At 71.7% G+C, this 20,279-nt stretch carries 19 protein-coding genes; 10 read left to right on the top strand and 9 right to left on the bottom strand.

From position 1 onward, the window contains the following. Positions 1 to 9 precede the first annotated feature (9 nt). A complete protein-coding gene (locus AB0K67_RS10025; protein WP_364055861.1) occupies positions 10 to 789 on the bottom strand; it encodes a 4'-phosphopantetheinyl transferase superfamily protein in 780 nt (259 codons plus the stop codon). A 74-nt stretch (positions 790 to 863) separates the two neighbouring features. On the opposite strand from AB0K67_RS10025, the gene AB0K67_RS10020 reads away from it, so the two are divergent. After that, a complete protein-coding gene (locus AB0K67_RS10020; RefSeq protein ID WP_364055858.1) occupies positions 864 to 1,664 on the top strand; it encodes an alpha/beta fold hydrolase in 801 nt (266 codons plus the stop codon). A 54-nt stretch (positions 1,665 to 1,718) separates the two neighbouring features. Next, positions 1,719 to 2,195, top strand: coding sequence for a hypothetical protein (locus tag AB0K67_RS10015; RefSeq protein ID WP_364055855.1), 477 nt, complete (start codon positions 1,719 to 1,721; stop codon positions 2,193 to 2,195). Between the two features lie 12 nt (positions 2,196 to 2,207). On the opposite strand, the gene AB0K67_RS10010 is transcribed toward AB0K67_RS10015, so the two are convergent. Beyond that, positions 2,208 to 2,624, bottom strand: a complete 417-nt coding sequence (locus tag AB0K67_RS10010) for a cold shock domain-containing protein (RefSeq protein WP_364055852.1) — start codon at positions 2,622 to 2,624, stop codon at positions 2,208 to 2,210. 125 nt (positions 2,625 to 2,749) lie between these two features. Continuing rightward, on the bottom strand, positions 2,750 to 3,913 hold the full coding sequence (locus AB0K67_RS10005; RefSeq protein ID WP_364055849.1) for a citrate synthase/methylcitrate synthase: 1,164 nt from the start codon (positions 3,911 to 3,913) through the stop codon (positions 2,750 to 2,752). A 327-nt stretch (positions 3,914 to 4,240) separates the two neighbouring features. On the opposite strand from AB0K67_RS10005, the gene AB0K67_RS10000 reads away from it, so the two are divergent. The 6 genes from AB0K67_RS10000 to AB0K67_RS09975 all read left to right on the top strand — a co-directional run bounded on the left by AB0K67_RS10000 (position 4,241) and on the right by AB0K67_RS09975 (position 10,455). After that, positions 4,241 to 4,999 carry a hypothetical protein gene (locus AB0K67_RS10000; RefSeq protein WP_364055846.1) on the top strand — a complete coding sequence of 253 codons (759 nt, stop codon included), beginning with the start codon at positions 4,241 to 4,243 and terminating at the stop codon, positions 4,997 to 4,999. Positions 5,000 to 5,047: 48 nt separating this feature from the next. Continuing rightward, entirely contained in the window at positions 5,048 to 6,349 is a 1,302-nt protein-coding gene (locus AB0K67_RS09995; RefSeq protein ID WP_364055843.1) for a tetratricopeptide repeat protein, read from the top strand. An 884-nt stretch (positions 6,350 to 7,233) separates the two neighbouring features. Further along, entirely contained in the window at positions 7,234 to 7,443 is a 210-nt protein-coding gene (locus AB0K67_RS09990) for a cold-shock protein (protein ID WP_364055840.1), read from the top strand. Positions 7,444 to 7,690: 247 nt separating this feature from the next. Next, the gene (locus AB0K67_RS09985; RefSeq protein WP_364055837.1) at positions 7,691 to 8,182 is read left to right on the top strand and encodes a hypothetical protein; all 492 of its coding nucleotides are present in this window, start codon (positions 7,691 to 7,693) and stop codon (positions 8,180 to 8,182) included. A 51-nt stretch (positions 8,183 to 8,233) separates the two neighbouring features. Then, complete coding sequence (locus AB0K67_RS09980) at positions 8,234 to 8,704, top strand: SigE family RNA polymerase sigma factor (RefSeq protein WP_364055834.1); 471 nt, start codon at positions 8,234 to 8,236, stop codon at positions 8,702 to 8,704. Further along, positions 8,701 to 10,455: a hypothetical protein gene (locus tag AB0K67_RS09975; RefSeq protein ID WP_364055831.1), complete on the top strand. Its 1,755-nt coding sequence runs from the start codon at positions 8,701 to 8,703 to the stop codon at positions 10,453 to 10,455. Before AB0K67_RS09980 ends, AB0K67_RS09975 begins: the two co-directional genes overlap by 4 nt. A gap of 190 nt (positions 10,456 to 10,645) precedes the next feature. On the opposite strand, the gene AB0K67_RS09970 is transcribed toward AB0K67_RS09975, so the two are convergent. Continuing rightward, a complete protein-coding gene (locus AB0K67_RS09970) occupies positions 10,646 to 11,977 on the bottom strand; it encodes an APC family permease (RefSeq protein ID WP_364057533.1) in 1,332 nt (443 codons plus the stop codon). A gap of 406 nt (positions 11,978 to 12,383) precedes the next feature. Here AB0K67_RS09970 and AB0K67_RS09965 point away from each other — a divergent pair, with 406 nt between their 5' ends. Next, positions 12,384 to 13,589 carry an SRPBCC family protein gene (locus AB0K67_RS09965; protein WP_364055828.1) on the top strand — a complete coding sequence of 402 codons (1,206 nt, stop codon included), beginning with the start codon at positions 12,384 to 12,386 and terminating at the stop codon, positions 13,587 to 13,589. Positions 13,590 to 13,684: 95 nt separating this feature from the next. On the opposite strand, the gene AB0K67_RS09960 is transcribed toward AB0K67_RS09965, so the two are convergent. Both AB0K67_RS09960 and AB0K67_RS09955 read right to left on the bottom strand, forming a co-directional pair. Then, positions 13,685 to 13,975: a DUF3817 domain-containing protein gene (locus tag AB0K67_RS09960; protein ID WP_364055825.1), complete on the bottom strand. Its 291-nt coding sequence runs from the start codon at positions 13,973 to 13,975 to the stop codon at positions 13,685 to 13,687. A 69-nt stretch (positions 13,976 to 14,044) separates the two neighbouring features. Next, entirely contained in the window at positions 14,045 to 14,929 is an 885-nt protein-coding gene (locus AB0K67_RS09955; RefSeq protein ID WP_364055822.1) for a hypothetical protein, read from the bottom strand. Between the two features lie 196 nt (positions 14,930 to 15,125). On the opposite strand from AB0K67_RS09955, the gene AB0K67_RS09950 reads away from it, so the two are divergent. Then, positions 15,126 to 16,604 carry a serine/threonine-protein kinase gene (locus tag AB0K67_RS09950; RefSeq protein ID WP_364055819.1) on the top strand — a complete coding sequence of 493 codons (1,479 nt, stop codon included), beginning with the start codon at positions 15,126 to 15,128 and terminating at the stop codon, positions 16,602 to 16,604. A gap of 16 nt (positions 16,605 to 16,620) precedes the next feature. On the opposite strand, the gene corA is transcribed toward AB0K67_RS09950, so the two are convergent. The 3 genes from corA to AB0K67_RS09935 form a co-directional block, all read right to left on the bottom strand. Continuing rightward, positions 16,621 to 17,802 (bottom strand): magnesium/cobalt transporter CorA, encoded by a 1,182-nt coding sequence (gene corA, locus AB0K67_RS09945; protein WP_364055816.1) that lies wholly within the window; start codon positions 17,800 to 17,802, stop codon positions 16,621 to 16,623. Positions 17,803 to 18,201: 399 nt separating this feature from the next. Next, on the bottom strand, positions 18,202 to 19,020 hold the full coding sequence (locus AB0K67_RS09940; protein WP_364055814.1) for a DUF817 domain-containing protein: 819 nt from the start codon (positions 19,018 to 19,020) through the stop codon (positions 18,202 to 18,204). Positions 19,021 to 19,083: 63 nt separating this feature from the next. Further along, positions 19,084 to 20,250, bottom strand: coding sequence for a zinc-dependent alcohol dehydrogenase (locus AB0K67_RS09935; protein ID WP_364055811.1), 1,167 nt, complete (start codon positions 20,248 to 20,250; stop codon positions 19,084 to 19,086). Positions 20,251 to 20,279: the final 29 nt, after the last annotated feature.

The raw sequence follows: 20,279 nt of genomic DNA, 5'->3' as shown, positions 1-20,279 counted from the left end.
CCTGGCCGCTCAGCCGCCGGTCTTCTCGTCGTCCCAGGGCAGGACGATGGCGGTGAGGATCAGCCCGTCGGCCGCCAGCCAGCGTCCGGAGAAGTCCTGGAGCGTACGCCCGCCGAGCTGCGGCCCCGGGACGAGTAATCGCGCGCTGAAGCTGCCGCGCACGCCGCCGGGCTGAGCGGCGGGCGCAGGGGCGGACCCAGGGGCGGACCCAGGGGCGGACCCAGGGGTGGACTCTGTGCCGGACACCACCGCCGGGGCCGGGTCGGCGACGAGGTCGATCCGAGCCTCCTCGAAGCCGAGCCACCGCCCGGTCAGCGGATACCACGTCTTGTAGACGGCCTCCTTGGCACAGAACAGCAGCCGGTCCCAGTGCACGCCGTCCTGCCCGGCCCGCTCCCGTACGAGCACCGACTCCTCGGGCAGCGCGACCGCGTCGAGCACCCCGTCGGGCAGAGGACCGTCGGGCTCGGCGTCGATCCCGATGGACGCCACCTCGGACCGTACGGCCGCCACCGCCCCGCGATAGCCGGCGCAGTGGGTGATGCTGCCCACGATGCCGTCGGGCCACAGCGGCTCTCCGCGGGATCCGGACAGGATGGGCGCAGGCGGACGGCCGAGCAGCGCGAGCGCCCTGCGGGCGCAGATGCGGGCCGCGGCGAACTCCTTGCGGCGCTTGTCGACGGCGCGGGCCACCAGGGCCTCTTCCTCGGGGAACAGCACGCCGTCGAGATCGTCGTCGTCGCGCGACTCGACCGCGACGACCTGCGGGGGGAGGATGGATTCGATCACGTGGACACCGGGGCCGGGCCGATCATGGCTTCATTCTAGGCGAGCACTGTTTAGGTAGATCGTCTAATGATTGGGTGGTCGCTGAGATTCAACCCCATTGCCTGGAGGACGACATGCCCGCCCGCGCCGCCGCCGACCGTGAGCTGTGGATCCGCTCCTTGCGCCCGGCTCCCGGGCGCGCGGTCACGCTGCTGTGCTTCCCGCACGCCGGTGGTGCCGCCGGCTATTTCACCCCGCTGGCCCGGTGTGCGCACGAGTCCGTCGAGGTGCTGGGCGTGCAGTATCCGGGGCGGCAGGACCGCTTCGGCGAACCCATGATCGACGACATCTTCGTGCTGGCCGAGCGCATCCATGAGGCGCTGACGTCCGCGCCGGTGGAAGGGCCGATCGCCTTTCTGGGGCACAGCATGGGGGCGACGGTCGCGTTCGAGGTTGCCAGGATCATGGAACGGGAGGGCCAGGCCCCGCCCGTACGGCTGTTCGCCTCGGGCCGGCGCGCGCCGTCCCGCTCGCGTGACGAGGGCGTGCACCGCCTGGACGACGCGGGCCTGGTGGCCGAGGTGCGCGCGCTGAACCCGGCCGTCGCGCCCGCCTTCGACAACGCCGAGTTCGTCTCGATCGTGCTGCCCACGCTGCGCAACGACTACCGCGCCGTCGAGCGCTACCGGTGCGCGGAGGAGGCGACGGTGAGCTGCCCGATCACCGCGTTCCTCGGCACGGAGGACCCGAAGGTGACGCGGGACGACACGAGCGCGTGGGCCGGGCACACCACCGCCGGTTTCGACATGGAGCTCTTCCCCGGTGGCCACTTCTACCTCGAGGACCAGTGGGAACGCGTGTACGCCGAGCTGGCCCGCCGCCTGCCCGGCCGCTGAGCACGTACAAGATCGAGTTGCGCGGAGAGAAATCGTCAGGGATTCTTGACGACTATGAGTTTCCGCTCCCCTGACATCCCCGGCCACGAGGGCTTCGCCGCCCCGGTGCTCCCCGACGGCCAGGCCGCCCCGACCTCACCCGTCTTCACCAAGACCTTCGTCGGATACCGGGCCTCGTGCTCGTGCGGATGGACCGACCGCCGCCGGCTCCCGCCCACGGAGGAGGGGCTCAAGGACGCCGAGTACCGGTGGTGGAGCAAGCACGCGGCCGCCCTCATCGCCGCCGCGCCGCCGAACTGGCTGGTGGTCAAGTCGGATCTGCTGTGCCAGGAGATCGTACGGCTGGCGGGGGAGCGGCCGCTCGCCGCGCTCACCCTGCTGTCGCAGGTCGAGAGCTGGCAGCGCACGCTCCTCGATCAGGCCGTCACCGCGGCCAGGGCGGGTGGCGCGTCGTGGGCGGAGGTCGGTGAGGCGATGGGCATCAGCAAGCAGGCCGCACACGAACGGTTCAGGGCGCTCAGCGGCACGTGAGGCGGCCTGGGCTCAGCTCTCGACCCACTTGTAGCTCTTGGCGAGCGACGACAGCTCTTGCCGGATGGCCGCGATCTGCGTGCCCGTCAGCGTCGGGACCGTCGTGATGAGCAGCTCGGTGATCTCTCGCTTGAACTCCGACTCCGACAGCACCTCGCACAGGTCGTCGCCGCCGCTCTCGTGGGAGCCGGCGTAGGAGCCCTGCGTGTGGGCGGTCGTGCCCCGCTGACCGACGATGCGTACGTCGGACGCCTTCAGCCCCCGGTCGCCGCCCTCAAGGCGGAACTCCACGATGGTCCCGGGCCTGAGCGCGTGCTTGTCGTCCAGCAGGTCGTTCGCGTGCAGGAAGACGTCGGCGCCGCCGGTATCCGGCGCGATGAACCCGTAACCCCGAACCTGATCGAACCGCAGTACCCTACCCGTGACCACCAGCACCTCACTCGACCAAACCACGGGTGTACCAGCAGTTGGACACCCGAGCGCAGGCTACCGCGCGCCGCTGCGGGGGCACAACGGCACGCTCCGGCGGCGCGCGATGAGCGTCCTGCGGCTGCTCAGGCGGGCACGGGCTGGGGCGGGGTGGCGCCCACGTACCGCGCCGCCGGTCTGATGATCTTGCGGTCGGCGGCCTGCTCGAGGATGTTGGCGCACCACCCGACCGTACGCGCCGCGGCGAACGTCGGCGTGAACATCGAGCGCGGCACCCCGCACAGCTCCATCACCACGCCCGCGTAGAACTCGACGTTGGTGTGCAGCTCGCGGCCCGGCTTGAGCTCGGCCAGGATCTCGACGACCCGCCGCTCGACCTCGTGCGCGAAGTCCACCAGCTCGCCGCCGAAGCTCCGCGCGATGCCCGACAGCAGGCGCGAGCGCGGGTCCTCGGTGCGGTAGACGGCGTGGCCGAAGCCCATGATGCGATCGCCGGCCAGCACGCGTTCGCGGACCCAGGAGTCGATGCGGTCGGGCGTGCCGATCTCGTCGAGCGTCTCCAGGGCGCGGCTGGGAGCGCCGCCGTGCAGCGGCCCCGACAGCGCGCCGAGCGCCCCCACCACGCAGGAGGCCAGGTCGGCGCCCGTCGAGGCGATCACCCGCGCCGTGAACGTGGAGGCGTTGAAACCGTGGTCGACGGTGGAGATCAGGTACTGCTCGATCGCCCTGGCGTGCGCGGGGTCCGGCTCCTCGCCGGTGAGCATGTAGAGGTAGTTGGCGGCGTAGGCGAGGTCGTCGCGCGGCTCGACCGGCTCCAGGCCGAGCGAGAGCCGGTGCAGCGCGGTCAGCAGCGTCGGCATCAGCGCGCTCACCCGCAGCGCGTCGTCAAGGCGGCGCTCGGGGGAGAGGTCGTACAGCGGCTTCATCCCGAGCATGGCGCCCGCCGCCGACACGGCGCTGCGCGCGGCGTCCAGCGGCCCGCCGTCCGGCGCGGCCAGGGCGGGCAGCACGGGTCGCAGCGCGTCGGGGACGCGGCGCAGCGCAAGCGTGCGCTCCAGGAAGCGGCGCCGCTCCTCGCCGGACGGCAGCGTGCCGAGCAGCATCAGATGCCAGACGTCCTCGAACGTCCGCTTCTCCGCGAGCTCGATCGCGGAGTACTGGCGATAGTGGTAGAAGCCCTCACGGCCGCGGACGTCGCTCAGGTGCGTCTCGGTGACGACGACGCCGCTGAGTCCTCTGGGCACGTCGATGCCCTGCCCGTTGCCCGCCGGCGCGGTGGTGCTGTTCATGACGTGAAACCTCCTCTGATACCGGCACTCTCCGGCCTCCGGCAGAGGGGTTTCAACATTGATTTTCATCCACGTGATCTAGACCACTGGCCGGTCAGCAGTCGTTGGTGGCTCGCAGCATATTGATTTTCATCAACACTAAGGCGGATGGTGTGGCCGTATCGATCCGGGAGGGTTTCGCCGTGCGCGGAAGGCGCGGGGAGCTGGGAAAACCCGGCCCGCGATTCCGTAACGCGGTGGTATAACTACTCACCGTAATCAAAAGCGTGCGCCGGTGCGGACACTCCCGGCGCCGTCCCCCCGCTTCCCCCCGAAGGAGCACCACGCATGCGCCTGACCCGTGCGTCCCTTGTCGCCGGCGGCACCGCGCTGGCCGCAGTCCTGCTCGCCGTCCAGCCCGCCGCCGCCGTCCGCCCCGACACGGGCTGTCTCGCGTACGGGCAGGTCGGCAGCTACCTGTCCAGGGACGGCGGCGCGAAGGTGACGCTCTCGGCCGCGTTCGTCGACGAGCTGAAGAGGGCCGGCATCGGGTTCTCGGCGCTCGGCCCGGTCGAGCCGGTCGACGGCGGCAGGGCGCTGTGGATGCCCGTCGGTGAGCGCTACGACACCATCGAGACGCCCAGCGGGCGGATCTGCCACCCCGGCGGCTTCCGTTTCACCGAGGACGAGGTCGGCGTCACGTACGAGATCGACACCTTCCGCATGCTCTTCGCCACTGGCGGCGGCAGCGCGATCCTCGCCACCCCCACCGTCAACGGCGAGTCGAGGCCGCGCGGCGAGCTGACCCTCGCCACCTTCAGCCTCCGGCAGGCGCTCGACCCCGGCACGTTCGTCCGGCACGGCGGCGGCGTCGGGCCGCGCAAGGTCGCCCTGACCCTCCACCAGAGCTGGGCCGACGACCTCAACAGAGAGCTCGGCACCCGCCTGCGCGGCGGCGCCCACTGGGCCGACATCGCCATCGCCTGGCAGGGCGCGCCCAGCCGGCCCGTCCCCGCCGGCACCTCGCCCGGCCTGCGCGGCATCAAGCTCGTGAACGACGCCATCCGGCGCACCTCGGCGCGGCCCGCCCCGATACTGCCGTTCTGACCGGCAGTCCCCCCTCCGCCATCCCCCTCACGAGGACACCTCGAACAGATGAAACGCGTACGGCTTGTGCTGCCCCTGCTGGGATGCGTGCTGCTGGGCGGCCTCCTGCTCGCCCCGCACACCCCCACGGGCGTCATACGCGATGAGGAGCCGCCGCAGCCCGGGCCCTCGGCAGGTGCGTCGTACGACCCGGCGGTCACCATCGAGGCCGCCCGGCGCCGGCTGAGCCGCGACCCCCGCGACGCGGCGGTCTGGGCGAACCTCGGCCACATGTACCTCCAGCAGGCCCGCCGCACCACCGAGACCGGCTACCACGCCAAGGCCGAGGCCGCTCTCGAACGCTCCCTGCGGCTCGGAGCCGGCGGCCGGCCGCCCGTCGATGCCGTCATCGGCATGGGCGAGCTGGCCAACGCCCGCCACGACCACACCGGCGCGGTCCGCTGGGCCGTACGCGCCCGCGCCGCCGCCCCGCACCGCTGGGCCCTCTACGGCGTGCTCACCGACGCCTACCTCCAGCTCGGCCAGTACGACCGGGCGGAACGCGCCCTGCGCCGCATGCTCGACGGCCGCCCCGACCTGGCCTCCTACAGCAGGGCCGCCCGCATCGAACACCTCCGCGGCCGCGTCGGCCCGGCGCGCGAGCTGCTGCGCCGCGCCTGCCGCCTCGCCGCCGACCCCGCCGAATACGCCTCCTGCCAATGCCAGCTCGCAGACCTCTCCTGGGACGAGGGCGACCCGTCGGCGGCGCGGGCCGCGTACACGCTGGCTCTGGCGGCCGACCCCGGCCACGTGCCCGCGCGGGCCGGCAAGGCGCGCACCGAAGCCGCGCTCGGCGACCACGACCAGGCCCGCCGCGACTACGCCGCGGCCGTCGCCCGCTCGCCCGCCTACGCCGTCGAGTACGGCGAGCTGCTCGACCACCTCGGCGATCATGCGGGCGCCCGGCAGCAGTACGCCGCGTTCGTGGCCCACCACAAGGTGCTGGCCGCCAACGGCGCCACCGACCACTACGCCATCGGGGTGTTCCAAGCCGACCACGGCGACCCGCGCACCGCCGTACGCCACCTGCGGCTCGAATGGGCGCGACGGCAGGCCGTCGAAGTCGCCGACGCCCTCGCCTGGGCCCTCCACCGGGCCGGCCGTCACGCTGAGGCCGCCCGCTACGCTGCTCGCGCCGCCGCGCTCGGTGGCCGCAACGCGTTGTTCTCCTATCACCGGGGTGAGATCGAGTACGCCCGTGGGCACCTTGCCTGGGCCCGTACGCACCTCACCCGGGCCCTGGAGATCAACCCGTACTTCTCACCCGGAGGGGCGGTCCGCGCCCGCGCCCTGCTGGCGGAGACCGCGTGACGGCGCGGGGAGGACTTGTCCTTCGGGGCGGGACGGGTGGGTGAACGACTCCGGCAGCAGGCCGGCTCGGCCGAGAGCGAGCCGGCCGACGCCCTCGCCTGGGTACTTCACACGAGCCGGCCGTCACGCTGAGGCAGCGCGCTACGCTGCTCGCGCTGCCGCGCTCGGTGGCCGCAACGCGTTGTTCTCCTATCACCGGGGTGAGATCGAGTACGCCCGTGGGCACCTTGCCTGGGCCCGTACGCACCTCACCCGGGCCCTGGAGATCAACCCGTATTCCCCGTTCGCCGAAGCGGTCCGCGCTCACGCCTTGCTGGCAGCGACCGCCTGGCCCTGTGGGGCGTTGGGGTGCGAGGCGCTCGGACACGAGGCGTAGGGACGCGAGGCGCAAGCGCGCAAGGGCGTCGGACTGCGAGGCGTGGGGGCACAAGGCGCAGGGCGCAAAGAACGCCGCGTGCAGGGGCGCGAGGGGCGAGGGTGAGGGCGTGGAAGCGCAGGGGGCGCAGGGGGCGCAGACGCACGGACGCACGGACGCACGGACGCACGGACGCACGGACGCACGGACGCACGGACGCACGGACGCACGGACGCACGGACGCACGGACGGGCGGCCCTGTACCCCTCAGAAAAGCACCGCAAACCAGGTAATTTCACCGTCAGGCCCGAGAAAAAGAGACGGCGCGCTCAAGCGTCAATCCCGGATTGCTGTGCTAGCCTGGCGGCGTTGCAGTTGTGGTTCCCATAAAAGACTTTGTGTGCGCCTGACAGATTGCTATCAGGCGCATTTTTTGTTCGCCGGTCATTTCCGGATGGGCACATCGTGGCGACACGGATTCCGCAAAGTGCGGATTCCGTCTGATCTGCGCATTTCTAAGGAGATCGACATGGCGACAGGCACCGTGAAGTGGTTCAACTCGGAAAAGGGCTTCGGCTTCATCGCCCAGGACGGCGGCGGCGCCGACGTCTTCGCCCACTACTCCAACATCGTCAGCAACGGCAGCGGCTACCGCGAGCTCACTGAGGGACAGAAGGTGTCCTTCGACGTCGTACAGGGCCAGAAGGGCCCGCAGGCGGAGAACATCATCCCCGCCTGACCATAAACCGCCGAAACCCCTGAGCCTCACGGCTCCCGAGCCCGGGCCCCGCGTAACGCGGCGCCCGGGCTCGCGCATGCACCGACGGACACGCACGCGCGCCCCACGGTTTCCTGCGGGTACGCGGTCGTGCTTCTGGGGCGGCGAGGGAGTGCGGTGGTGCGACACGCCGGCGATGAGTTTCGTGCTCGGTGGGAGTCAACACGGTGGCAAGGACGTATCCGGCATGACGAGAGGAATCATCGCCATGAGTGAGCAGAAGGCAGCCCCCGCCGACGTGCCGTCCGACCGATCGCCCGCACTCGACCGGCTGGACGTGCTGGTAGGGGAGTGGGAGACGGCCTCCATTTTCGAGCCGGGCTTCTTCGGCCCCGGCAGCCCCGAGATCGTCGGACGCGGGCGCACCACGTTCACCTGGATGGAGCGGCGGCACTTCCTCATTCAGACCTACACCAACGAGCACCCCGACGCCCCCGACGGCATGTGTGTCATCGGCCTGAGCGACCGGCCGGAGGTGTTCGTGCAGCACCTGTACGACTCGCGCGGCGTCACCCGCGACTACCTCTTGACCCTGGAGGACGGCGAGCTGCGCATCTGGCGCGACGACCCGGCTTTCGCGCAGCGCTACCGCGGCACGATCTCGGCGGACGGCAAGACGATCGAGGGCGCATGGGAGGCGTCGGAGAACGGCGGCCCGTGGCGGCACGACTTCACCCTCGTCTACACCAGGGTCGCCTGACGCCCGCGAAGATTCTTGCAACGAAAGCCGCGGCCCGGGCGTCCCTGGGAGGTGGAGTTCGAGGATTTCGTCCGGGCCAGGGGGCCGGCGCTGCTGCGGTACGGGCTCGTGCTGACGGGAAACGCCGACGACGCCGCGGACCTGGTGCAGGAGGCGCTGCTCAAGCTGAACTCCACCTGGCGCCGGGTCAGAAGGAAGGACGACCCGGAGGGCTACGTCCGCACGATCATGGCCAGGCAGCACGTGACGTGGTGGCGGCGCCGCCGGCGGGAGCAGCTCACGGACGAGGTGCCGTCGCCGGTCCGGGAGGACGAGGAGGACCTGCGGGAGGTCTGGGAGCGGCTGCGCGCTCTGCCGCCGAAGCAACGGGCGGTGCTGGTGCTGCGCTACCACGAGGGGTTCGGCGACGGTGAGATCGCCGCGATCCTCGGGATCTCCCAGGCGACCGTACGCAGCCAGGCGTCCCGCGCGCTCGCCACACTCCGCGCCCGCGCACGGGCACTGTCGGGGAGGCAGGCATGAGAACCGACGATGAGCGCCCGGCCAAGCAGCCGACCAAGGCCGAGTCGGCCGAGGTTGAGGTGAGTGGGGCCGGGCTGACCGAGGTCGAGTCGATCAAGGCTGGGGTGAGTGGGGCCGAGACGACCGGGGCTGGGGTGAGTGGGGCCGGGCTGAGCGGGGCCGAGTCGGCCGAGGTTGAGGCGAGCGGGGCCGGGCTGACCAGGGTCGAGCGGACCGAGGCCGGGCTGACCAAACTTGGGCTGGCCGAGCCCGAGCTGGATAGGGCCGAGCTGGCCAAGGGCCCGCTGTTCGGTGGTCCGCTGGCCAAGGGCCCGCTGTTCGGTGGTCCGCTGGTCGAGGGGTCGCTGGTCGAAGGGCCGCTGATCGAAGCCGGGCTGGTTGATGACGAGGCGGCCGATGATCAGGCGGTCGATGATCGGCTGGCTGAGGAGCGGCTGGCCGAGGCGTTGCGGACGATCGCGGAACGGGCTCCGCAGCACGACCTGCTCGCCGCCCTGGCGGCGCGACGGCGGGACCGGCGGCGCCGCCGGACGGGGGCCGTGCTGGCGTCGGCGTGCGCGCTCGCGCTCGGGTGGGCGGTGGTGACCGCGTGGCCGTCCCCGCCCCAGCCGATCCCCGGACCCGGCGCGGGCGGCACCGCCGCCCCCAGCGCGGCGGCCCCCAGCGCGGCGGCCCCGAGCGCGGCACCTTCGAGCGCGGCAGCCCCGAGCACGGAAACCCCGAGCACGGCGGTCCCTGCATCAGGGCTGGAGACGCCGGGATCGGGCAGGGAGTCCGCGCCAGGGCCGGACGGGGACAAGGCGAACCTCGGCCGCACGCCGCGGCCCGACAGGGACACGGCGTCTGGGCCGGAGGGAGACGCTACGCCGGGTCCGGGCAGGGACGGCGCGTCATGGCCGGACGGAAGCCTCACGCAGGGGCCGGACGCGGTAAGGCCGGGCAGGGAGATCGAGCGGGTGTGGCCGGGCGCCATGGTCACCGTCCCGGCGGCCTACCGGCCGCTGGCCGCCATCGACGCCACACGGCTGCTGGCCAGGGAAAACCGCGGCACGATCGGCGTTTACGACGTCACCACCGGGCGGTTCACGACGGTGGCCACACCGTCCGGCGAGATCACGGCGCTGACCGTCGATGACGAGCACGCCGCCTGGCTGACCGATGGCTGGGTGTGGGTCGCGCCGCTGCGCGGCACCGGCCAGGCGCGGCGGGTGGGCCGCGCCGAGGGCCGTTCCGTCGATCGGCTGGAGCTGGCGGGCGATCAGGTGATCTGGTCGAGCCCGCTCGACGGGGTGTGGCGGATGCCCATCGGCGGGGGAGCGGCGAAGAAGGTGCCCAGGTCGGCGGGGCTACAGCTCGCCGGCTGGCCGTGGGCCACCGACGAGCCGCTCGCCCTCAAGCACAGCGCCACCCGCCTGGTGAACCTTGAGACGGGCAAGAAGGTGACGATCCGGGCGGCGCGCGGGGTCGAAGGGCTGCGCTGCCGGGCCACCTGGTGCGCGGGGCAGCGCGGGCAGGACACTGTGGTGCAGCGGACGGACGGCCGTGACGCGCGGGTGGTCAAGGGTTTGCACGGGGAGTCCTACCGCGACCGGTTCTTCCCCGGGTACGCCGGCGTGTACGACGCCGACGCCGGCCGGCTCGTCTCCTTCGAGCCGCTCAGCGAGTGGTCGGGAGGGGACGGGGTGATCTTCTGGGAGCAGGGCGACGGACTACGGGTGGTGAACCTGGCCGCCGTCCCACCGGCCCGGTAAGCGCACCGGGGTCGCCCGCCGATGTCCGCAGCTCGGGTGGACCCGGTGGGGTCCCGGGGGAATCGGCGGGAGACTTCGGCCCCGGACGGAAAACGGGGCCGCCTTCAACGGCGCGGCCCCGGACGGAAAACGGGGCCGCCTTCAACGGCGCGGCCCCGGGTGGGAATGGGCCGCTCCGAAGGCGGCCCACTCATGTCCGTTCTGAGGCTCTCTTATGCGACCACCAGGTGATCGCCCAGAGGATCAGGCCGATCGCCAGCAGCACGCCCGCGATCTCGTACTGCCCCGCCGGACGGCCGGACGACCACGGCAGGACGAGGTAGAGGCAGGTGATCGTGCCGATGACGGGCAGCACGCTGCCCGCTCTGAAGTGCTCGACCCCCGTGTCCTCCCTGCGCAGCACCAGGACGGAGACGTTGACCAGCGCGAAGACCGCGAGCAGCAGCAGCGAGGTGGTGCCGCCGAGCAGCGCCACGACCGGGCTGTCGGGCACCAGCGAGACGTAGGCGATGAGCAGCAGCGCGATCACGGTGGTGAACACGATCGACACGTGCGGGGTGCGCCGTGTCGGGTGCACCTTGGACAGGAACGGCGGCAGCACGCCCTGCTTGCTCATGCCGTACAGCAGGCGGCTGGCCATCAGCATGTTGATCAGCGCCGAGTTGGCGACGGCGAACATCGAGATGAACGGCAGCAGCTCGCCGATCGGCACCCCGGGCGCCGCCGTCTCCACCACTGTCACCAGCGGCGTCTCACTCGCCTCCAGCTCGCCGACCGGCACCACGGCGACCGCGCAGATGGACACCAGCACGTAGATGAGCCCGGTGATGCCGATGCCGGTGAACATCATCCGCGGGAAGATCTTGACCGGGTCCTTGGTCTCCTCCGCCATGTTGACGGAGTCCTCGAAGCCGACCATGGCGAAGAAGGCCAGCGACGTGGCCGCGCTGACCGCGAGGAACACGCTCTTGTCCTCGGGCGTCTCGAACGCCACGACCCGGGAGAAGTCGGCCTCGCCGCCGGTGATGAAGTACAGGCTGAGCACGATCACGAGCAGCAGGCCGGACAGCTCGATCGCGGTGAGCACCACGTTGAGCTTGACGCTCTCGCCCACGCCGCGCAGGTTGACGGCCAGGACGAGCAGCATGAACGCCATCGCGATCAGCAGGATGACGGTGTTGCCGACCTCCAGGCCGAACCCGGTGGCGAGGTTGGCGGCGAAGGCCCGCGACGCCGCCGAGGCCGAGGTGATGCCGGAGCACATCACCGCGAAGCACACCAGGAAGGTCAGCAGGTGCTTGCCGAACGCCTTATGGACGTACAGCGCCGCGCCCGCCGCTTCCGGGTATTTCGTGACCAGCTCCAGATAGGAGCACGCCGTGATCAGCGCGACGACGAACGCGACGGCGAACGGCAGCCACGCGGCGCCGCCCACCTCCCCGGCCACCTGGCCGGTCAGGGCGTAGATGCCGGTGCCGAGGATGTCGCCGACGATGAACAGCAGCAGCAGGCCGGGGCCCATCACCCGCTTAAGGGTGGGCTGGCCGTCACTCCCCGTTTCCGCGGGGCCGGGGGGACTGATCTGTGACATAGGGGTCCTTGTCGTGCGTCAGCCGTGCGGCTGCATGGGCATGGGAACGCGTCCCGCGCGCGGGAACCTCGTGGGTTGAGCGATCACGGCGCCGGCGGGCGTCGTGGGCCGGACCGGCCGCCTGATCACGACAGTCATCCTGTCACTTTACGGCGCGTACAGACATCCGTGAATACGTCGTCACGCTGTGTCGGCGCGTGTCCCCGCGCTGCGACGTTCGCACGTCGGAGCCGATTCCCGGCCGCCATGACCGGTGTTGCGGCTACCGTCCGTTAGCCCAGGTCGTCGGCGGGTAGCGGCCCTCAGCAGCATCAAGCCGGTGCGAACTGGGGGAGTCATGAGCACCTTTCGGGACGAGACCGCGGGGCCGTCACGCCTGCCCAGCCTGCTCAAGGCGGCCGGGGTGGGAGCCTGCGCGGGGGCCGCGGCCGCGTACCTGCTGGACCCCGCGAGGGGACGGGCCCGCAGGGCGCGCGTACGGGACAAGGCGGCGCACGCCACGCACGAGATGCGCGACGGCGCGGCCGTGCTCAGCCGCGACCTGGGCAACCGCGGACGGGGAGCGGGCGCCGAGCTGCGCTACCGGATCGCGGGCCGCTCGGCCGACGACCGGGTGCTGTCGGAGCGGGTACGCGCCGAGCTGGGCCGTCATGTCAGCCACCCGCACGCCGTGCGCGTCTCCGTGCACGATCACGTGGTGACGCTGGAAGGCGACCTGCTCGCCGAAGAGGAGGAGCACGCCAGGAAGGCGGTGCGGCGCATTCCGGGTGTGAAGGCGGTCGACGCCCGCTGGATCCCGCACATCGACCCGTCCGGCGTGCCGACGTTGCAGGGCCGGGGCCGGCCCCGCGAACCCGTTCCCGAACTGCGGCAGCAGCGCTGGTCCCCGACCGCCAGGTTCGGCGCCGGGCTGGCCGCCGCGTACGCGCTGACCGCCTCCCGCCGCCTGCCCGGCCCGCTGGCCTGGATCGTGCGCGCGGCCGGCGCCGCCGTGGCCGCACGCGCGCTGACGAACCTGCCGCTGCGCCGCCTCACCGGCATCAACGCCGGCAGGCGCGCGGTGGACGTGGCGGAGGCGGTCGAGATCACCGCGCCGCCCGAGGCCATCTGGAAGCTGGTGAGCGACTACTCGGTGTTCGCCGAGGTCATGCCCGACGTGTACGAGGTGCGCCGCTCGCCCGACGGCGGGCTCTCGCACTGGATGATCAAGGGCCCGGCCGGTGTGCCGATCCGCTTCGACGCCACTGAGACCAAGCGCGACGAAGGCAAGGAGATCGCCTGGAAGTCCACCGAAGGCCAGCTCATCGCGCACACCGGGTCGCTGCGGCTGGTGGACAGGGGGCGGGGCAGGACCCGCGTGCAGGTGCGGTTCACGTACAACCCGGTGGTGGGCGCCGCCGGGCACGCCATCGCCAAGCTCCTCGGCGCGGACCCCGGCCACAAGCTGCGGCAGGACCTGGCGCGGCTGAAGCGGCACGTCGAACGCGCGCAGCAACGGCGGGAGACCGGCCGCAGGGGGCGCCCGGTCGCGGTCGGCAGCTGAGGTAGCGGTCGGTGGCTGAGGTCGCGGTCGGCGGCTGAGTCGGTGTTCTGCGCCTCAGCGGTCATGCCGGGGCGCGGTACACCCCAGAGGTGGCGTCAGGCCGGCTGCGGGGTGCGGGCGGCCATGCGGCGTTCGAACCAGATCGAGGTGAACGGCGGCACCGCGCACGCCAGCCCGAGCACCACCGTGCCCCGGCCCCAGCCCGCCTCCCGCGCCGAGAGCAGCACGCCGAGGCCGTAGAGCACGAACAGCGCGCCGTGGATCGGCCCGAAGATCTTGACGCCGAGCTCGCTGGTCTCGGTCACGTGCTTGAAGAACATCCCGACCAGCAGCCCGGCCCACGAGCACGCCTCGGCCACCGCCGCGACACGGAACCAGCGCAGCACCTTTCGCCCCTTTCCTTGGAAGATCTCCACGTACTCTACAGGCTGTAGAGCAGAGGCTGGACGGCGGTCTCAGTGGCCGCGGCGGCGCTGGACGTAGAGCCGGTCGCCGCGCGGCCCCGTCCACTCCAGCCGCACCACCCCGGGCACGGCCGCGTCGCCGGTGCGGGAGGGGTCGGCCCAGTAGCCGGCGTTCGGGTTGCGGAAGAACGTCGCCCACAACCGCCCGGCGTGGTCGCGGAAGAGGTTGTTGTGCCCCGCGCCGACGCCCAGCGTCCACCGCTTGGAGTAGGGCCCTTCGAACCGGTCGGCGACCGCCACCACCGCGTCGTACTGGTACTGCGTCCGGCCCGGGCCCGGTGGGTCGTAGGCGTGGCGGGTGCTGCCGTCGATGTGGTGGTACGCGCCCGGCTCGATGAAGTCGGGCCCGCCGATGAAGGACTCGCCGAACGGCTTGTCCAGGTTGCCCTCCGCGAGCCGGTACGGCCCCTCGATCCCGCCCTCGCTGACCAGCAGGAACGAGCCGACCTTGCGGGAGTGGTCGCCCATGCACGCCACGATGTACCACTTACCGCGGAAGCAGTGCACCTCGGGCGCCCACACCTGACCCCGCTTGCCGAACCGCTCGTCGCTCCAGTACTCCTGCCAGGGCGCGACCACCGTGCGCCCTTCGCGGTTCTCGTTCACGAACTCGGGCGACCACACCTTGCCCTTCTCCGCGCCGGGCCTGATGCGGGTGGTGTCCACCAGCCGCCACGGGCCGCGCAGGGACGGCGCGGTCCACACGAAGATGCCGTCGTTCCAGGGCGCGGCCGCCTGCAGGCCGGGCACCCGCGTGGTGCCGGTGGCGACATAGAGCGGGCGGCCGCGCACGATGAAGCAGTTCACGTACGTGTCCCGCATCCAGACCCGGCCCAGCTCCCGGTCGCGGGGGCGGGGGCGGCCGCCGCGCGACATGCCGGAGAGTCTGCCGATATCCCTGGAATTTCGTCAATAACCCGGAAGAAATACGTACGCGGGCTCCCGGCCGCCGGAAAGCCCGTACGGTATGGGCATCGCGGCGACGCCGGAGCGATGGCGGAAACCTCAAGTACCCGCCGGAGCGTTGGAGCGGGTGAGAAAGCAGGCGCGCCCAGACGGGGAAAGGCGGAGGATGACCTCGGGAACGAGCAGCACGCAGGCGCAGGACATGCTGGGCCCCTACCGGGTGCTCAGGAAGATCGGCGAGGGCGGCATGGGCGTCGCCCACCTCGGGCTCGACCCCGCCGGCCGGCATGTCGCGATCAAGGTGCTGCACCCCCACGTGGCCGCCGACCTCAAGGCGCGCGACCGGCTCATCCGCGAGGTCGAGACCATGCGCCGGGTGCGCAGCCGCTACGTCGCCGAGGTGATCGACGCCCAGATCGCGGGCGGCCGCCCGTACGTGGTGACGCGCTTCGCCGACGGCCGCACGCTCGAGGACACCGTGCTGAGCGACGGTCCGCTGAAGCCCCATGAGGTCGTCAGGCTCGCCCAGGGCCTGTGCCAGGCGCTGGTGGACATCCACGCGGCCGGGGTGATCCACCGTGACCTCAAGCCGTCCAACGTCATGCTGGTCGACGGCGAGCCGCTGGTCATCGACTTCGGCATCGCGCAGCTCGTCGACTCGGCCCGGCTGACGCAGACCGGGATGTTCGTCGGCACGCCGGGCTACCTCGCGCCCGAGATCATCCGCGAGTCGCTGATCACCCAGGCGGCCGACGTGCACGCGCTCGCCTCGACGGTGTTCTTCGCCGCCACGGGGCTGCCGCCGTTCGGCACGGGCACGTTCGAGTCGGTCTGCTTCAACACCATGGAGGGCCGCTGGCAGTCCGAGCACGCGCCCGGCTGGCTGCGCGGCTGGCTCACCCGCGCGCTCGACGTCGACCCCGCCGCCAGGCCCACCGCGCGGGAGCTCGCGCGCATGGCCGCCGCGCTCGACCCCGACGGCCGCCGTCCCACCGCCACCCCGGCGTACGACCGCACGCTCACCATGCCCGCCGGCCAGGACGCCGTCTCCGACCTGCTGCCGCCCGTCACCTACGCCACGAGCGTCCACGAGCAGGCGCACCCCGCGACCACCGCGGCCCCCACCGTTCACGAGGACAAGCCAGAGCCGCCGCGCCCCGCGCCGCCCCGCGAGCCGTTCGAGCTGCGCAGATTCCTGAAGAGCAGCGACTTCTCCGGCGTGCTCGTGCTCATCATGCTGGCCTCGATCACCGTGCTCAGGCCGGTCACCATCGGCCTGATCGCGGCGGGGCTCTCGGTGGCGCTGCGGATCGCCGGCCACTACCTCGACGACGAGCGCGAAGACCTCACCAGGGCCGCGCTCGTGACGGTCGGCCACCTGCTGCTGTCGCTGGCGTTCGGCATCGTCGCCGGCACGCTCCTCCACATGACCGGCTGGCTGAACGCGAGCCACGCCGAGTCGCTGGCGGCGGGGGCGTTCACGATCGGCCTGTTCGCGCTGCCCGGCGCGGGCAAGGTGCGGCAGGTCGCCTCCACCGCGCTCGCCCGCGTGCTGCCCGGCCAGAGCGCGGTCATCGTGAACACCGCGATCCTGGGGCCGATCGCGCTCATCACGGTGATCGCCGCCCTGAGCCAGGGCGTGTGAGCGGGTCCGGCGGGGGTCAGAGCCAGCCGCGCCGCTTGAAGATCACGTACAGGCTGAGGCAGGTCAGCGCCATCAGGCCGAGCGCGAACGGATAGCCGTAGGTCCAGCGCAGCTCGGGCATGTTCGGCGGCTCGAAGTTCATGCCGTAGACCGTGCCGATGAGGGTGGGCGCGAAGAGGATGGCGGCCCACGAGGAGATCTTCTTGATCTCCTCGTTCTGTGCCAGGCTGGCCTCCGTCATGTGCTTGATCTCCTCGTTCTGCGCCTGCGTGACGAGGGTGGCGTTGACGGTGAGGATGTCGGCCAGCATCTGGCGGAAGCCGTCCACCCGCTCGGCCACGGTGGTGGCGTGGTCGGCGACGTCGCGCAGGTAGCGCTGCAGCTCCTCCTCGGTGCCGTACTTGTCGAAGCCCGCCGTCAGGCCGTCGAGGATGGCGAGCAGCGGCCTGGTCGCCCGCTGGAACTCGATCACCTCGCGCGACAGCTCGTAGATGCGCCGCGAGACGCCGGGGTCGCCGCCGAACACCTGCGTCTCGATCTCGTCGATGTCGTTCTGCAGGCCGGCGACGACGGGGGCGTAGCCGTCCACGACGTGGTCGAGCACGGCGTACAGGACGGCCTCGGAGCCGCGTGCCAGCAGCGCGGGGTCGGCCTCCATGCGCTCGCGCACCGCGTGCAGCGGGGGCGCGTTGCCGTGGCGGACGGTCAGCACGAAATCGGGGCCGCAGAACAGGTGGATCTCGCCGAACTCCACCTGCTCGGCGGCGTCGTCGTAGCGGGCGGCGCGCAGCACCACGAACAGGGTGTCGCCGTAGCGCTCCAGCTTGGGGCGCTGATGGGCGACGACGGCGTCCTCGATGGCCAGCTCGTGCAGCCCGAACTCCTTGCCGAGCACCTCCAGATGCTCCTCGTCGGGCTGGTAGAGGCCGATCCAGGCCATCGTGCCCGGCTCGTCGCGCAGCCGGGCGCGCACGTCGGCGGGGGACGACGGGCTGTCGAGACGCCGGCCGTCGCGGTAGAGGGCGGCGTCGAGCACCTGGCCGTCGAGCACCCGCACGCCGTCGCGCCGGGCAGGGCGGCGGCCGTGCGGATCCATCGACTCCTCGGGCGCGGGCTTGCGCTCGGGCTCTGCCTTGACGGCCGGAGCCGCGATACGCCGTACGGGACGCAGAACGCGTGAACGCCAGTCGGACATCATCGGTGGACCTCCGGAACGTACTCAAAGGGCGACGACCCGGCGCGCGCGACGGCATGAGGGCACGCGGCAGCGCCGGGTGGAGAAGGGGATGTCGGCTGCTCAGCGAGTGCGACTAGGAGGTTGACTGCTCATGCAGCCTCACCTCCTCGCCCTGGGGCCACGCGGACGGTGGCATCCGGAAGAACCCGCCCAACATACCGCACGCATATGACGCGCGGATGGACGGCGCGGGGCCGGCGGGTGTGCGGCCGCCGGCGGGTTCGCGGAACGGTTCGCGTCATGGAGCAAGCAGTGATCTTCATGACGGGGACGGTTTCGCGGTCGGTCTGTTTCGCGTACGGACGGTTGGGCCTGCGGACGGGACGGCTGCGCGTACGGGATGACGAAACGGCTCGCGCTTTACGAGGGTACCCGGCGCACCGGCGTCGCCCATCCGCGCACGCGTGTCGCGGCGGGCAGGTGCAGCCGCCCCCGGGTCGCCTGCCACGAGGCGACCATCACGAACGTGACGCTGACCAGCAGCGCCCACGCCCCGAACTTCGCCGGGTGCACCAGGTGCCAGGCGTCCTGCTGATGCGGGTACTGCCAGGCGCCCAGGAAGGTCGCGATGTTCTCCGCCACCCACAGGAAGAACCCGATGAGCGCGAGCGACAGCGCCAGCGGCATCTGGTAGCGGTGGCCGCCCACGGTGAAGTGCACGACCGTCCCCCAGGTGACGAGCAGCAGTGCGGCGGCCAGCGGGATGCGCAGGTCGATCGAGAAGTGCTGGCTGACGAAGTTCACGTAGATGGCCGAAGCCACCAGGGTCGTCGGCACCGTGCGGTAGCCGACCAGCCGCAGCTCGAAGATCCGCCAGGCGGAGCAGACGTAGCTGCCCACGGCCGCGTACAGGAAGCCGCTGTACAGCGGCACCCCACCGATCTTGGTGTGGGCGTCCTCGGGGTAGCTCCACGAGCCGATCCGTACCTTGAACAGCTCGAACGCCAGCCCCACCAGGTGGAAAGCGGCGATGACGGCGGTCTCCGCGCCGGTCTCCCAGCGGGTCAGGCGCAGCAGGACGGTCACCGCGACCGCGTACAGCAGCAGCGCGTCGTAGCGCGGGATCGGCAGCGGCACGACCGACGAGACGGCGAGGCCCGCGAACATGGCGACCGCGAACGTGCACGCCCGCGCCTCCGCCCAGGCGAAACGGAACAGCTGGGTGACGAAGAATCTCACGCCTGTATCCGATGGCCGCCACCGCGCCCGAGTTCATGAGATTGTGTGAAATATCGGTGCAGGTCACGGACGGAAGACCGCGCGGACGCAGCCGTCCAGCTTCCGCTTGAACAGCTCGTAGCCCTCCGGTCCGTCGTCCAGGCGCATCGGATGCGTGAGCAGGTGGGAGGCGTCGATCTCGCCCCGGCTCATCCGGTCCAGGATCATCGGGATGTAGCGGTGGCCGTGCTGCTGGGCGCCGCGCATCGTCAGGCCCTTGTTCATCAGCGCGCCCATCGGGAACTTGTCGACCATCCCGACGTACACGCCGAGCACCGACACCGTGCCGCCCTTCCTGCACGCCTGCACGGCCTGCCGCAGCGCGAGGCCGCGGTCGCTCTGCAGGCGCACCGCCTGCTTGGCGCGGTCGTAGACGTACTGCGGGCCGGTGCCGTGGCTCTCCATGCCGACCGCCTCGATGCAGACGTCGGGGCCGCGCCCGCCGGTCATCTCCTTGAGCGCGTCCAGCACGTCGGCCCGTTCGTAGTCCAGCGGCTCCGCGCCGATCGCGGCGGCCATGCCGAGCCGTTCGGGGAACCGGTCGATCGCGATCACCCGCTCGGCGCCCATCCGCAGGGACGCCAGCGCCGCCATCTGCCCGACGCCGCCGCACCCCCACACCGCCACCACGTCGCCCGGCCCCACCTGGCCGAGATCCGCGCCCATCCACCCGGTCGGCACCGCGTCGGAGGCGAAGACCGCGTTCGAGTCCGGCACGTTCTCCGGCACCGGGAAGGCGTTGACGTCGGCGTACGGGACGCGCACGTACTCGGCGTGGCTGCCCGCGAAGCCGCCCATGGCGTGGGAGTAGCCGAAGATCCCGGCGCTGGAGTGGCCGTTCAGCTTCTCCTGCACGCCCGGGTTCGGGTTGGTGTTGTCGCACAGCGACCACAGGCCCTCGCGGCAGTAGCGGCAGCGGCCGCAGCCCAGGATCGAGCACACCGCGACGCGCTCGCCCACCCGCCGCTCCTTCACGTCCGGGCCGACCTCGACCACCTCGCCGACGAACTCGTGCCCCAGCACGTCGCCGGCCAGCATCGCCGGGACGTAGCCGTCCAGCAGGTGCAGGTCGGAGCCGCACACCGAGCTGGCGGTCACCTTGACCAGGGCGTCCTGGCGGTTGAGCAGGTGCGGCTCGGGGACGTCCTCGACCGTCAGCTCGTTCACGCCCGTCCAGCACAGCGCCTTCATCGCCTCGCCCTCCCTCCGCGCAGCGCGCC

The organism is Nonomuraea sp. NPDC052634 (genome assembly GCF_040678535.1).
In the GTDB taxonomy this organism is placed as follows: Bacteria; Actinomycetota; Actinomycetes; order Streptosporangiales; family Streptosporangiaceae; genus Nonomuraea; species Nonomuraea fastidiosa.
This window is presented reverse-complemented; position numbering and strand designations above follow the sequence as displayed.

What these genes read in the sequence shown, in the direction of transcription:
- AB0K67_RS10015 (WP_364055855.1), top strand. Translation starts at nt 1,719, where the DNA reads ATGAGTTTCCGCTCCCCTGACATCCCCGGCCACGAGGGCTTCGCCGCC.
- AB0K67_RS10005 (WP_364055849.1), bottom strand. Translation starts at nt 3,913, where the DNA reads ATGAACAGCACCACCGCGCCGGCGGGCAACGGGCAGGGCATCGACGTG.
- AB0K67_RS10000 (WP_364055846.1), top strand. Translation starts at nt 4,241, where the DNA reads ATGCGCCTGACCCGTGCGTCCCTTGTCGCCGGCGGCACCGCGCTGGCC.
- AB0K67_RS09995 (WP_364055843.1), top strand. Translation starts at nt 5,048, where the DNA reads ATGAAACGCGTACGGCTTGTGCTGCCCCTGCTGGGATGCGTGCTGCTG.
- AB0K67_RS09990 (WP_364055840.1), top strand. Translation starts at nt 7,234, where the DNA reads ATGGCGACAGGCACCGTGAAGTGGTTCAACTCGGAAAAGGGCTTCGGC.
- AB0K67_RS09985 (WP_364055837.1), top strand. Translation starts at nt 7,691, where the DNA reads ATGAGTGAGCAGAAGGCAGCCCCCGCCGACGTGCCGTCCGACCGATCG.
- AB0K67_RS09975 (WP_364055831.1), top strand. Translation starts at nt 8,701, where the DNA reads ATGAGAACCGACGATGAGCGCCCGGCCAAGCAGCCGACCAAGGCCGAG.
- AB0K67_RS09970 (WP_364057533.1), bottom strand. Translation starts at nt 11,977, where the DNA reads ATGGGCCCCGGCCTGCTGCTGCTGTTCATCGTCGGCGACATCCTCGGC.
- AB0K67_RS09965 (WP_364055828.1), top strand. Translation starts at nt 12,384, where the DNA reads ATGAGCACCTTTCGGGACGAGACCGCGGGGCCGTCACGCCTGCCCAGC.
- AB0K67_RS09955 (WP_364055822.1), bottom strand. Translation starts at nt 14,929, where the DNA reads ATGTCGCGCGGCGGCCGCCCCCGCCCCCGCGACCGGGAGCTGGGCCGG.
- AB0K67_RS09950 (WP_364055819.1), top strand. Translation starts at nt 15,126, where the DNA reads ATGACCTCGGGAACGAGCAGCACGCAGGCGCAGGACATGCTGGGCCCC.
- corA (WP_364055816.1), bottom strand. Translation starts at nt 17,802, where the DNA reads ATGATGTCCGACTGGCGTTCACGCGTTCTGCGTCCCGTACGGCGTATC.
- AB0K67_RS09935 (WP_364055811.1), bottom strand. Translation starts at nt 20,250, where the DNA reads ATGAAGGCGCTGTGCTGGACGGGCGTGAACGAGCTGACGGTCGAGGAC.